We start from the raw sequence: 13,295 nt of genomic DNA on the forward strand, positions 1-13,295 counted from the left end.
TGAGAACTTCCTAACGCAGAAAAATAACTTACCACCTTAGAGCTGCACTGGGGAAATGAAGTATCTAGTGCCGTGTATGCGACGTTATCGCAAAAGAAGCCATTATGTTTTTTGTGATGGGAATCTGGGTGGAACCACGGATATAAGCATATTCGTCCCTATTTTAGGGATGAATATGCTTTTTTGCATTCAATTTCATAATAAGCGAAGAAAAGGACACGAGTTATTTTACCCGGTTATACAGAGAAGGAAGGAAAGCTGAGAACTTCCTAACGCAGAAAAATAACTTACCACCTTAGAGCTGCACTGGGGAAATGAAGTATCTAGTGCCGTGTAAACGACGTTACCGTAAAAGAAGCCATTGTATGTTTACAATGGGAATCTGGGTGGAACCACGGGTAAAAGCACGCTCGTCCCTATTTTAGGGATGAGTGTGCTTTTTATTATGAAATGGAGAGATGAAAAATGAAAGAACAGATGATTGAAATTAAATTTCCGGATGGTAGTGTTAAAGAATTTGTAAAAGGAATTACTTTAGAAGAAATTGCTGGATCAATTAGTAGTAGCTTGAAAAGGAAAGCAGTCGCTGGGAAAGTAAATGATCAGTTATATGATTTACGCCGAAATATTGAAGAAAATGCGGAAGTAGAAATCATTACTATAGATTCAAATGATGGAGTAGAAATTGCAAGACACTCTGCGGCACATATTTTAGCGCAAGCTGTAAAAAGATTATATGGTGATATAAATCTTGGGGTAGGGCCTGTTATTGAAAATGGATTTTATTATGATATGGATCTTCCAAGTAGTGTAAACGTAGAAGATTTACCAAAAATCGAGAAAGAAATGAGAAATATTATAAAAGAAAATATAAGTATAGAACGAGTTGAGGTTTCTCGAGAAGAAGCAACAAAACTGTTTCAAGAAATGAACGATCGCTTGAAATTAGAACTTTTAGAAGCAATTCCTAGTGGGGAAAGTGTAACACTATATAAACAAGGTGAATTTGTAGATTTATGTAGGGGGCCACATGTACCATCTACAGGTTATTTGAAAGCATTTCAATTAACTCACGTTTCCGGTGCATATTGGCGAGGTGATAGTAATAACCAAGTGCTTCAGCGTATATATGGTGTTGCATTCTCTTCTCAAAAAGAGTTAGAAGAGTATTTACATTTTGTTGAAGAAGCAGCAAAAAGAAACCACCGTAAGTTAGGTAATGAACTTGAGTTATTTATGTTTTCTGAAGAGGCTCCGGGAATGCCATTTTATTTACCGAAAGGCCAAATTATTCGGAATGAATTAGAAGCATTTTTAAGAGAAATTCAAAAAGAATACAATTATCAAGAAGTACGCACTCCGTTTATGATGAACCAAGAAGTATGGGAGAGATCAGGGCACTGGGGCCATTATAAAGATAATATGTATTTCTCAGAAGTAGACAACAAAAGTTTTGCATTAAAGCCAATGAACTGTCCAGGACACATGCTTATGTTCAAAAATAAATTGCATTCTTATCGTGAATTACCAATTCGCATGTGTGAGTTCGGTCAAGTGCATCGCCATGAATTTAGCGGAGCGTTAAACGGATTATTAAGAGTACGTACTTTCTGCCAAGATGATGCTCATTTATTTGTAACACCAGAACAAATTGAGGATGAAATTAAATCCGTAATGGGGCAAATTGATTACGTATATAAAACTTTTGGATTCGAATATGAAGTGGAGCTGTCTACTCGTCCAGAAGATTCAATGGGTGACGATAAATTGTGGGAGCAAGCAGAAGCCGCATTAGAAAATGTATTACAGTCATTGAATTATAAATATAGACTAAATGAAGGTGACGGCGCATTTTATGGACCGAAGATTGATTTCCATATTAAAGATGCCTTAAATAGAAGTCACCAGTGCGGAACAATTCAGCTTGATTTCCAAATGCCAGAGAAATTCGATTTAAATTATATAGATGTGAAGAATGAAAAGAAAAGACCAGTTGTTATTCACCGAGCAGTTTTAGGTTCGTTAGACCGCTTTTTAGCAATATTAATTGAACACTTTGGAGGCGCGTTCCCGGCATGGGTAGCACCAGTTCAAGTGAAAGTAATTCCAGTTTCAAATGCAGTTCATGTACAATATGCAAATGAGGTTGCAGATAAATTAGCACAAGCTGGAGTTCGTATTGAACGAGATGTGCGAGACGAAAAGTTAGGATATAAAATAAGAGAAGCACAAATGCAAAAAATTCCTTATGTTCTTGTTATTGGGGATAAGGAAATGGAAAACGGATCTGTAAATGTACGTAAATATGGGGAAGAAAAGTCAGAAGTTGTTGCGCTAGATGTATTTGCGGCAAGTATGGAAGAGGAAATAAAGAATAAAAAATATTGATTAACAAGAAAACACACCATTAGAATTTGGTGTGTTTTCTTGTTTACCTTACAAAAATGTAAGGTAAATGTAAGAGAAATCGAATGAACGAGTTTTAGAAAAGTGAGAATATGAAGGAGGAAAAAGGTTCATGTTACTTGTGCATCTCTTTCTGTTTGAAAAGCTAAAAAATAGTAAGATTTTACATGAGTGAAAAATAAGAATTATATGAAAAAATAATACTATACAAAAGGGATGGAGTGAAAGAAATGTCAACAAATGTAGTTACTGTAGAAAGTGTAGAAAAAACGTATGGGAAAAGAAATGAGAATCAGTCAAAAGCATTAAGAGGCGTATCATTACATATTAAGGAAGGGGAATTCGTCGGGATCATGGGTCCTTCTGGATCTGGAAAAACGACTTTACTTAATGTGATTAGTACACTGGATCAAGCGACAGGTGGTAGTGTGACGATAGCTGGTACAAATATTACTTCTATGAAGGGGAATGCATTATCAGATTTTCGTTCTCAAAAATTAGGATTCATTTTTCAAGATTTTAACTTACTAGAAAACTTATCAATTTATGAAAATATTGCTTTGCCTCTTTCTTTGCAAGGTGTACCGTCAAGTGAGATTACAGGAAAAGTAAATGAGGTTGCGAAGAAATTAGGAATTACTGAAATTTTAACAAAATATCCGACTGCTGTTTCTGGTGGGCAAAAACAAAGAACAGCGGCAGCACGAGCTTTAGTACATAATCCGGCAATCGTATTAGCAGATGAACCAACAGGAGCACTTGATAGTAAAAATGCAAAAAGTTTATTAGAAGCAATGCAAGATTTACATGAAAATCACAATGTAAGTATTTTGATGGTTACACATGATGCGTTTAGTGCAAGTTACTGTGAGCGTATTTTATTCATTCAAGATGGTCTTCTTTATAAAGAATTAAATCGTCAAGGTACTCGAGAGAATTTCTATCAAGACATTTTAGGTGTGCTCGCTCATATGGGCTCAGCTGCTGAGTCTAAGTAGGGGGCGAAACAATGTTATTTAAATTATCACGTCATAGTATGAAAAAGATGTTAAAGGATTATATGGTTTTACTGATTGGTCTCGTTATTAGTATTAGTATTTTCTATATGTTCCAAACGATGGCGATGAACAGTGAATTTACAAAAGGTAATAGTCTCATTAGTAGTATTAGACTCGTCTTCTGGGTAGGTGCAATATTACTTTCTTTCATAACTGTATTTTATATTATATATGCCAATTCTTTTTTACTTACATTAAGAAGAAAAGAACTTGGTATGTATATGATGCTTGGAGCGAAAAAGAAAAAAGTAGCACAGTTATTATTTATTGAAACATTCGGTATGGGTATTGTCAGTATTATTATCGGTATTTTAGTAGGAATGTTACTTGCAAGTGTAGCAGGAAATTTTTTAATGAATGGCATGGAAATTTCAGCAAAAGGTAGTTACGCATCTGTATACACACCAGCTATTTTAGTTACATCTATTTTCTTCTTAATACTATTTTTCATTACGGGTATAATGAATAGCATTCGATTGTTACGTAAAACAGAACTAGAGTTAATTCGTGAAGATGAAACACTAGATGAAGTAAAGAAAAGTAAAACTCGCATTATTATAATGACAGTACTGGGTGTATTACTAGTAAGTACAGGGTATTATTTTATGGTAAATATAAGAACATATGCTGAACTTGGTTTTATAATAGCGACGATTGTTACAACACTTGGAACGTACTTTATTTTTAGTTCATTGCTCCCATTTTTTGTGATGAAAATTAAGGGAAATAAAAAACGAAATGAAATGGGCTTAAATAGTTTTACATATGCACAGTTACGCTTTCGAGTAAATAGTTTATCGAGAGTATTAGGAACTGTAGCGATGTTAATTGCATTAGGTGCAGGGGCAATGACAGCAGGTATGGCATTTCAAAAAAATGTAGGCATTATGACAGATTTCTCACGTGTATATGATGTCGTAATTCATGATCCAAATGATCAAGATACAGCAGCATTAAAGGAAATGGAAATAGTTGAAGAAAGCAAGTATAAGTATAAAGTAGATGGAGAAGCGGTGTATTACTTACGTGACGATTTAACTGCGAAACCGCCACTTATTTCCGACCGCTTTAATATGGAAACTTTAAAAGAGCCTGCGCGTAAACGGGTGGCTGAACCTTTAACTGAACCTGTATATTCTGCTTTGGAAGCTCCCGAAGCAGCGAATAAGCTTCCTCGTATGCCAAAAGATTGGGAAGATGCGGTTGTAAGAGAAATACAAATTACACATAATCAATTTAGCGGAAAGCCTGTAAGAATTGCTGATGAAGAGCATTATAAAGGAATTCAAGGAACAGAACATACTGTAACATTTGCAAAAGTAGATGATATGAAAAAATATAAACCGTTGTTGATCGAAATAGACAAGAGACAAAAAGAACAAATTGAAAAAGCAACAGGTGCAAAGGTAGATTTATTTACGAAAATGACAATTTATCAGTTCATGAACAGCTTCATGAGCGGAACAATGTTTATGGGATTTTTCCTCGGAATTGCCTTTTTAGCAATGATGGCAAGTTCCCTTATGTTCAAAATATTAACAGGTGCTTCTCGCGACGTACGCCGCTATGAAATGTTACGAAAAATCGGTGTGAGACGTAGTATGTTAACGAAAAGTATATATAAAGAAATTTCATATTTATTTATCTTCCCAGCAATCATTGGAATTTCCCACGTTTTAGTAGGGCTTAACTTATTCAGCTTTATTTTAGTTGACCCGTTTGTAAAAGTGTGGGTGCCGATAGGAATATTCTTAGTCATTTATTTTATCTATTACTGGATAACTGTTCAATTGTATAAAGGTATGGTAATGCCGAAAGAAGAGGTAGCGAAATAGTTTATGAAAAAAGTCCTTGTTTTGAAAACAAGGGCTTTTTTCTATGTTTGTGATACATAAATACGTGTATGCAAGACGTTATCAAGTCTTCATAATAATAAAATATTGGAAATTAAGAAAATATTAAGGGGTTATATAGCGGAAAGTTAAGATGTGTATGGGACATTAATAATGTACAAAAACATTGAGATGAAATTGGAAAGTGTACTTGTTTTGTACTTTTATTTTCTTGAGGTAGTTTTGCAGAAATAAATTGATATTTTATAAATTTAACAGAAAGGAAGCGTATTATGAAAAAGATAAAAAAATCAATAAAACTTATTGGAGTCATTACTATACTATTACTAACCATAGCACTAATATTTCCTACATGGACTTCGCAAATAAAGAGTAATAACAGTATAAGTACATTAGTACAAGTAGAGATAAATGGAAGTGGTCATGAGATTATGATACGTGGCAAAGATAAGAGGAATCCAGTAATTATCTTTGTTCATGGTGGACCAGGTTCTTCGGAAATACCATATGCTCAAAAATATCAATACTTATTGGAAGAGAAATTCACAGTTGTTAATTATGATCAAAGGGCAAGTGGGAAATCGTATCATTTTTTTGAAGACTATTCGAAATTATCATCAGACCTACTTGTAGAAGATTTATTAGCTATGACAGATTATGTTTCAAAACGTCTCGGTAAAGAAAAAGTAATATTAATTGGGCATTCTTACGGTACATATATTGGAATGCAAGCTGCCTATAAAGCTCCTGAAAAATATGAAGCGTATGTTGGTATAGGGCAGATGAGTGACACAGTAGAAAGTGAGAGGGATAGTTTAAAATACGTTATTGAACAGGCGCAAAATGGGGGGAATGCGGAGGAGGTTTCATATTTAAAAGAGTTAACCGAAAAAATTAAAAACGGCGATACATACACTCCGAGAGATTATGTTGCAAAATATGGTGGAACATCAAGACTCATTGAAAATCCAGATGGTGATAACATTCAGATGTTACTTAGTAATGAATATAACTTGTTAGACGTAATTCGTTATAACGTTGGATTATCACATTCCCAAACTGTCTTATTAGAAAAAGATTTAAAGAATCCATTACCTACTAAAGTAACTAAGCTAAAGCTACCATTTTATTTTCTTATGGGTAAATATGACTATAATACTTCATTTCATGCAGCTAAAAAATATTTTGATTTGATTGAAGCGGATCAAAAGGAATTTATAGCTTTTGAAAACTCAGCACATTACCCTCAATTTGAAGAAAAGGAAAAGTTTTATGAGTGGATGTGTCATACATTCGTAAAATAGAATTAAATACAAAAAGCACTTAGTTTAAAAATAAGTGCTTTTTTATAGTATGGAATTGATTGGGAAGGAAAATGTTGGATAATGGTCGAAAGATATAATAAAACTTCCAAAAAATGACGGGAATTGCTATGTTTTTTAGAAAGAGGAGTTAATTTGTTAAAAGGTATAGGTACTATACATAGATTTTAATTCTGAATATTCATTTAAATGGAAAGGATAATAGTTATGTTCATTCGAATTGGTAAGTGGTGTGGAGTTACATGTTTACAATTATTTGCGGCACTTATTTGTATCCTTTTTTAGGAGCACTTCCGCGTTTATTTAAAGGACTGCAAATTGATTTAATCGGTTTTTGGGACACAGTTCTGTTTCTTGGGGAGAAGTTACTACAACCAGGTGAAATTACTTATGGATTTCGGAACTCAAGAAAGTTATTTCCACAAATATGGATACATTATGTAGAGACAATGTTTGTATTTATTTCGGCATTTATACTTTCTTTACTCATTGCGTATGTTATCGTTGTGTGGGTATTGCAGCGCTCTCAATCAAAGCAACGTATATGGAATGGAGTTTTCGTCGCACTGGAAAGTATCCCGGACATTTTATTAATTTTATTATCTCAACTTCTAGTAGTAATTATCTTTCAAAAAACAGGATTTATGCCAGTGAAACATGCGGGATTTGGTGAGGATAGAGCTCGTATGTTACCAATAATATGTCTTGCTATACCTACAACGTTATTATTTATGAAGCTACTATTATTACGTTTTAGAGAAGAATTAGAGAAAGATTATAGCATATTTGCAAAGAGTAAAGGACTGAGTTTAAGACATGTTTTGACGCACCATATTTCAAGAAATGTCTTGTTAACAACAGTCTATTATGCAAAAACAAATATTTTATTTATGTTATCAAATTTATATATTATTGAATGGCTATTTAATACGTACGGCATGTTTGTTTTTGTAAAAGAAAATTCCAAATTAGAAATATTTACAGTGAGTTTAGTTATATTATACGTACCGCTTTTTATACTATTTCGTTTATTACATACGCTTTTAAAAAATGTTATAAAGGAGCGTGTGTAACATGTGGCAAGTTGTAAAAAGAGATGTGAGATTTTGGCTAGGTGTTACTTTTTTGAGTGTATTAATGATTGTTAGTATTGGAAATACGGTGTTTTTTGACGGAAATATTCGTGAATTAACGATGATGTATAACGAAAAAGGAGAATTAGAGGCTGCTCCGTTTTCACCATCGAGTAAATTTTGGTTTGGAAGCGATGAGAAAGGACGTGACCTTTTTCAGTTAATAATAGAAGGAGCGAAATGGACAGTTGGTGCTAGTATCGTTATCGCAATTTTACGTGTAGTAATTGGCGGAACTATTGGTTTATTGCTTGGTATGTACAGTAAACGCTCATTTTCAGTTATCTCATCTTTTTTTGATCCGTTTAGTATTGTACCGATGATTATGATTTCCTATTTTATGTTAAATGAAGTTTTAATGTTTGAAAGTGGAGAGGAGGCTGCTACTGTGCTCGGAGGGAGTAAGTGGCAGCGGTTGAAACGCCATGTATGGCCACATATATTACCATCATTTCTTTTATTAGTAGCCCAGCAATTTGTAAGCACCCTATTACTTCTCTTACATCTTGGTTTGTTAGAACTGTTTTTCGGCGGAACAATAATCTTTGGTACAGAGGCAGATAGTGTAACAAAAGAATGGACAGGATTAATTGGTCAAAACTTCCGCCATTTAACTACTCATACTTGGATCGTGGTCATACCAATTCTTTTTTATAGTATGACAATCTTATCTGGAAATTTGATTAGTAATAGTATGCAAGATGCGATTAAATTAGGAAATGTGAGAAGGCCGAAGGGGGAAAAGAAAAAAGGGAAAGTAGAGAAACAAATACAACCGACTATGAATGATTTTTCATTCTATAGAGAGGTACAAAAATAAAAAAAGATAGCTGAAGACAAATCGTTTTCAGCTATCTTTTTTCGTTTAAAGTGGAGGTAAATCAATTTTACCTTCTTCAAATAATTCTTTTATCATATGTTTCGTATAACCAGCTGCTTGACCAAATGTGATTTTTGCTGGCATTGGTGCTTCGTTTACATCTACAACTACATCAATAATACACGGCCTGTTTTGTTTTACTGCACTTTCGAAAGCAGGTAGTAGTTCATCTAATTTCTCAATACGGTAGCCAATACCGCCGCACGCCTCTGCATATTTTGCGAAATCTGGATTTGTTAAATCGGTGCCAAATTCGATATTACCCATAACTTCTTGTTCGAATTTAATCATGGCAATTTTATTATTGTTCAATACGACGACAACGATTGGTAGTTTATATTTTACAGCTGTTACAAAATCGTTCATAGTCATTCCAAATCCGCCGTCACCACAAACTGCAAATACTTGTTTATTCGGGAACGCAATTTTTCCAGCAAGTGCACCAGGTAAACCGCAGCCAAGTGTTGCGAGCCAGCTTGAAATGATAAATTGCTGGTTCGTCATACGGAAGTGCCTTGCTGTCCAGACCGTTACATTTCCGACATCAACTGAAAGAATGGCGTCATCTTCTGCTACTTGCTGCAATGCATGCATAACGCGTTGTGGTTTAATTGGAGTAGAGGAATCTTCTTCCTGACCGTGTAATTTTTCTTCCCACTTTTTCATCATTTCTTGATGATGCTTTAAGAAGGAATGGTCCTCGTGTTTTTCTACATTTTCAATTAACCATTTTAATGTTTTATCAGCATCACCGGCTAAGCCGATATCTGTCACATAACGCTTCCCGATTTGGGCAGGATCTGTATCGATATGAATTGTTTTTGCCTTTTCAGGTAAGAAACCAGTGAACGGATAAGAAGTACCCACCATAATTAAAGTATCCGCGTGTTTCATTGCTTCATAAGATGGTTTCGTTCCAATTAATCCTAATCCACCGATGCAAAGTGGGTGTTCATCAGGAACAATTCCTTTAGCTGGCAATGTAAGTACGATTGGAGCGCCGATATGTTCTGCGAATGCAAGTAAAGATTCTCTTGCATGTTTTGCGCCTTTACCTGCTAAAATAACAGGTTTTGTCGCTTCATTTATTGCGAGTTTCGCTGCATCTAAATCTTCTTTTTGCGGAAATAGCTCAGGCAATGTAAAAGAAGTGTTTGTAACACGAGCCCCATTTTTTACTTCGAATTTCGGAACGTCATCCGGAATAGTGAGAACAGATACACCTTTTTTCGTATAGGCCATACGAATCGCTTGATTCACTACAGCAGGTAGTTGCTCCGCTGACATAATGCGCTGGTTATACACTGCAACATCATCAAACAATCTTTCTAAGTTTACTTCTTGGAAAAAATCCGTTCCGAGTAAATCGGTTTCTACCTGTCCTGAAATTGCTAGCACAGGAGCCTTATCGAGTTTCGCATCATATAAACCGTTTAATAAATGAATAGCTCCAGGTCCTGCGATTGCCATACAAACACCGAGTTTCCCTGTTAATTTCGCATAAGCGGCCGCTGCTAATGCGCCAGCTTCTTCGTGGCGAACTTGAATGAATTTAATTTTATCTTGTTTTTTTCTTAAAGCTTCAATGATAGAATTGATAGAGTCTCCAGGCATACCGTATATATGTTCTACTCCCCAGTCAATTAATAAATCAACTAATGCTTCACCAGCTGTTTTCCCAAACATAATTGTTCCTCCTCATAATAGGTAGATAACATTATGTTTTGGAGAAAAAGGAAAAATATACAAATAATAAATTTTTTAGCTTTAATGATGACCAGCGAATAAAGTAAACACTGTTATTAGTAAAAAACCACTAGTTGCCCACATGAGAAATGTAAGGAAAGAGAGCTGTTTCTTAGCTTTCCAAAGCATTTCATGAATTGTGACATAACCAAGTGAACCGATAGCGCTTCCCATAATGAGACCTTGTAAATGAAGAGCTTTTCCTTCCATTAAAATGCCAAACACCGTACCGGTACCGAGAATAAGAGAAAGTAATAAAGTTGTTAATAGAAATGAAATATATTTATGTTTTGTAAAAAGAAAGGGGATAATTAAAGCTAATCCTTCTGGAATATGGTGAACGACGATTGCTATTAAAAAGGGAATGGCTGAGTCAGCATGATTAATAAAAGCTGTGCCTAACGCAAATCCACTCGGTATATTATGAATAAATATAGCGAAAGAGAGAAACAGGAATGTTTGCCATGCTTGTTGATCCTTTTTATGTATTATTGGATGGTGACAATAGTTATCTAATAAGCTCATAACTAAAATACCGATAGCTATACCAAGTATAGGACCAGTTATTTCATAGCCTGAAAATGTTTCAGGAATAATTTCAAGGGATAAAAGGCCAAGCAAAATACCACCACATAATGCGTATAAACGATGCATCTTTTCTTCAATTAGTTGACGTGTTGCAACTCCAACAACACCTCCTAATAGTAATCCACCGAACGAAAAAAATGTTACAATCATTGGAATCCATAAACGCTCCATAGTATCACACTCCGATTGTATTCCTTTATTTTTAGCTTACGAAAAGTTAAGTTGGATTAGTCCAAGTAATTGTGTTTGAGTATAGAGAAAAAACTAGCAATTCGTTATAATTTATATATTAAATTTAAGTGGGAATATGAAAAGGGGAATTGATTATGCAGCAAATTAAAAAAATAGGAAACTCATTTTGGTATATGACACCTGTTTCTGAAACAGATAGACCTATATTAGGGATGGTAGTTGGAAAAGAAAAAACGTTAATGATTGATGCGGGGAATTCAGAAGAACATGCACAATTATTTCTAGAAATGTTAAAAGAACAGAATGTATCAAGTCCTGATTTTGTAGCACTAACGCATTGGCACTGGGATCATATTTTTGGATTACCTGTACTACAAGAGGCATTGTCTATTGCACATTCTGAAACGAAAAAAGAGATGAGTAAACTTGTTTCTTATGAATGGACAGATGAAGCGTTGGACACACGTGTAAAAGAGGGTACTGAAATTGAATTTTGTGCGGATTGTATCAAAAAAGAGTTTAATGAAAAAGCGAGAAATATTAAAATTATTCCTCCAACTTTAACATTCCAGAATCAACTTGAATTAGATCTTGGTGAAGTGACATGTGTGCTAAAGCATGTGGGCGGAGATCATTCACATGACTCTGTTGTTATGTATATAAAAGAAGAAAAGATATTATTTTTAGGAGACTGTATATATGCAGATATTTTTTCTTCGAAGTGGAACTATACGACGAAAAGAATGGTTACATTAATAGATGAACTAGAAAAATTTGATGCTGAGACATATATTCTTTCTCATGGAGAGGCTATAGATCGGGAGGGATTTTTACAAGAAATACAATTGCTAAAAACAGTAGGAACATACACAGAAGCTCATAAAGGCGATGAAGAGAAGATAAAGGCAGCGTATAAACAAGAGCTAGATAGAGAATTAAATGAAGATGAGTTAGAAACAATAACGTATTTTGTAAATGGTTATGAAATGGTTAGCCTGTAAAACGCAACTCTAATCAAATAGCCTTAAACTGTACAAAAAGAGTATTGAAGTTTACTTCAATACTCTTTTTAATAAGTAAATATTAAGCCGCAACCAATTTGAATTTTTTTGCAGGCTCATCATCTGAAGCTATACGACTTTATTTATTTTTCGTATTGATAGAATTTCAAGTGGAAGCTTTCTTTGCTAAGTCAGTTATATAGTTGAAAAAACCATTGTGGTTTACATTATAAACGACATTTACAGGTCGCCCATCATCAGTTTCCACTGTACGCCCTTGGCTAGGTCCGTATGTATGAACAATACTTTTAATCGTTTGTACCTGTGCAAGGTCAGCTTTCCCAACAAACGCAGCGGTTAATACATCCCACAAATAGTAAGTAGAGTTCGTTGAAAAGTGAACGAGAGGAGGAACCATCGCATAGCATTGACCAAGGAAATCAACACCAATATATTTACGCTCTTTTGCCCACTGTTCACGTATGTCTATTGTTAACGGAACTTGGTTTGTACTTTCTAGTGTTACTAAGTCGATTTCAATCTTCGCCTCCCATACACGAGCTACTGCTTCAGGGTCCCAAAACGAATTCCACTCAGCCGTTCCATCGTGTTCCGGCTCATGTACATTGCCTGCAGTCCGAAATGTACCGCCCATCCAAACGAGACGTTCAATTTTATCTTCGATTATAGGAGCCTCATATAATGCACGGGCTAGGTCAGTTAGCGGCCCTGTAAATAATAAAGTTGTTTTTCCTTCCGTTTGTAGAAGAGTTTCTATTAAATGATGATGCGCAGGTTTGGCTGCTGCAGGTGTTGCAACTTTTCCATACTCATTTAAAATGGGTAAAGCATCTACATAAAATGCATGCATTCGCCAGTCTTTCGGAAATGGATTTTTTCCACGAGAGTTTGACGCTGCTACTTCGATATTACCTTTGCCGAAGCGATCAATAATTTTACGACTTGCAGACATTGCGGGTTCTAAATAACAATCTGCAGGGATAACTGAAACACCTGTAAGTTCGACATTACCCATCTGGAGTAATAAAAATAGTGAAATTAGATCATCTACACCACCATCATGATTGAAGTACACCTTTTTCATCATTGTAATCT

General features: G+C 34.9%; 9 protein-coding genes, 1 pseudogene and 1 other annotated feature. Of the genes and pseudogenes, 7 read left to right on the forward strand and 3 right to left on the reverse strand.

Features of this window, described 5'->3' with window-relative positions; genetic code table 11:
* Positions 1-198: 198 nt before the first annotated feature.
* Positions 199-421, forward strand: a binding site (T-box leader).
* 44 nt (positions 422-465) lie between these two features.
* The 6 genes and pseudogenes from thrS to JDS92_RS12660 all read left to right on the forward strand — a co-directional run bounded on the left by thrS (position 466) and on the right by JDS92_RS12660 (position 8,592).
* Complete coding sequence (thrS, locus tag JDS92_RS12635; RefSeq protein ID WP_199631988.1) at positions 466-2,388, forward strand: threonine--tRNA ligase; 1,923 nt, start codon at positions 466-468, stop codon at positions 2,386-2,388.
* 248 nt (positions 2,389-2,636) lie between these two features.
* Positions 2,637-3,404, forward strand: a complete 768-nt coding sequence (locus JDS92_RS12640; RefSeq protein WP_000106414.1) for an ABC transporter ATP-binding protein — start codon at positions 2,637-2,639, stop codon at positions 3,402-3,404.
* Positions 3,405-3,415: 11 nt separating this feature from the next.
* Positions 3,416-5,299, forward strand: coding sequence for an FtsX-like permease family protein (locus tag JDS92_RS12645; protein ID WP_199631989.1), 1,884 nt, complete (start codon positions 3,416-3,418; stop codon positions 5,297-5,299).
* A gap of 290 nt (positions 5,300-5,589) precedes the next feature.
* The gene (locus JDS92_RS12650; protein ID WP_199631990.1) at positions 5,590-6,621 is read left to right on the forward strand and encodes an alpha/beta hydrolase; all 1,032 of its coding nucleotides are present in this window, start codon (positions 5,590-5,592) and stop codon (positions 6,619-6,621) included.
* Positions 6,622-6,846: 225 nt separating this feature from the next.
* Positions 6,847-7,712: pseudogene (locus JDS92_RS12655) on the forward strand (ABC transporter permease subunit).
* A 1-nt stretch (position 7,713) separates the two neighbouring features.
* On the forward strand, positions 7,714-8,592 hold the full coding sequence (locus JDS92_RS12660; RefSeq protein WP_199631991.1) for an ABC transporter permease subunit: 879 nt from the start codon (positions 7,714-7,716) through the stop codon (positions 8,590-8,592).
* A gap of 45 nt (positions 8,593-8,637) precedes the next feature.
* Here the strand turns inward: JDS92_RS12660 and JDS92_RS12665 are convergent, their stop codons facing one another.
* Positions 8,638-10,338: a pyruvate oxidase gene (locus JDS92_RS12665; protein WP_199631992.1), complete on the reverse strand. Its 1,701-nt coding sequence runs from the start codon at positions 10,336-10,338 to the stop codon at positions 8,638-8,640.
* 81 nt (positions 10,339-10,419) lie between these two features.
* A complete protein-coding gene (locus JDS92_RS12670; RefSeq protein WP_199631993.1) occupies positions 10,420-11,157 on the reverse strand; it encodes a ZIP family metal transporter in 738 nt (245 codons plus the stop codon).
* A gap of 155 nt (positions 11,158-11,312) precedes the next feature.
* Between JDS92_RS12670 and JDS92_RS12675 the strand changes: the two genes are divergently transcribed.
* A complete protein-coding gene (locus JDS92_RS12675; protein WP_097956733.1) occupies positions 11,313-12,179 on the forward strand; it encodes an MBL fold metallo-hydrolase in 867 nt (288 codons plus the stop codon).
* A 166-nt stretch (positions 12,180-12,345) separates the two neighbouring features.
* Here JDS92_RS12675 and JDS92_RS12680 read toward each other — a convergent pair whose 3' ends face one another.
* Entirely contained in the window at positions 12,346-13,287 is a 942-nt protein-coding gene (locus JDS92_RS12680) for a nucleoside hydrolase (protein WP_140158648.1), read from the reverse strand.
* Positions 13,288-13,295: the final 8 nt, after the last annotated feature.

The sequence above is a fragment of the Bacillus cereus group sp. N12 genome, from assembly GCF_016483575.1.
Lineage (GTDB): Bacteria > Bacillota > Bacilli > Bacillales > Bacillaceae_G > Bacillus_A > Bacillus_A toyonensis.

Excerpts from the sequence above, each read along its gene's own strand:
- thrS (WP_199631988.1), top strand. The coding sequence starts at position 466 with ATGAAAGAACAGATGATTGAAATTAAATTTCCGGATGGTAGTGTTAAA.
- JDS92_RS12640 (WP_000106414.1), top strand. The coding sequence starts at position 2,637 with ATGTCAACAAATGTAGTTACTGTAGAAAGTGTAGAAAAAACGTATGGG.
- JDS92_RS12645 (WP_199631989.1), top strand. The coding sequence starts at position 3,416 with ATGTTATTTAAATTATCACGTCATAGTATGAAAAAGATGTTAAAGGAT.
- JDS92_RS12650 (WP_199631990.1), top strand. The coding sequence starts at position 5,590 with ATGAAAAAGATAAAAAAATCAATAAAACTTATTGGAGTCATTACTATA.
- JDS92_RS12660 (WP_199631991.1), top strand. The coding sequence starts at position 7,714 with ATGTGGCAAGTTGTAAAAAGAGATGTGAGATTTTGGCTAGGTGTTACT.
- JDS92_RS12665 (WP_199631992.1), bottom strand. The coding sequence starts at position 10,338 with ATGTTTGGGAAAACAGCTGGTGAAGCATTAGTTGATTTATTAATTGAC.
- JDS92_RS12670 (WP_199631993.1), bottom strand. The coding sequence starts at position 11,157 with ATGGAGCGTTTATGGATTCCAATGATTGTAACATTTTTTTCGTTCGGT.
- JDS92_RS12675 (WP_097956733.1), top strand. The coding sequence starts at position 11,313 with ATGCAGCAAATTAAAAAAATAGGAAACTCATTTTGGTATATGACACCT.
- JDS92_RS12680 (WP_140158648.1), bottom strand. The coding sequence starts at position 13,287 with ATGATGAAAAAGGTGTACTTCAATCATGATGGTGGTGTAGATGATCTA.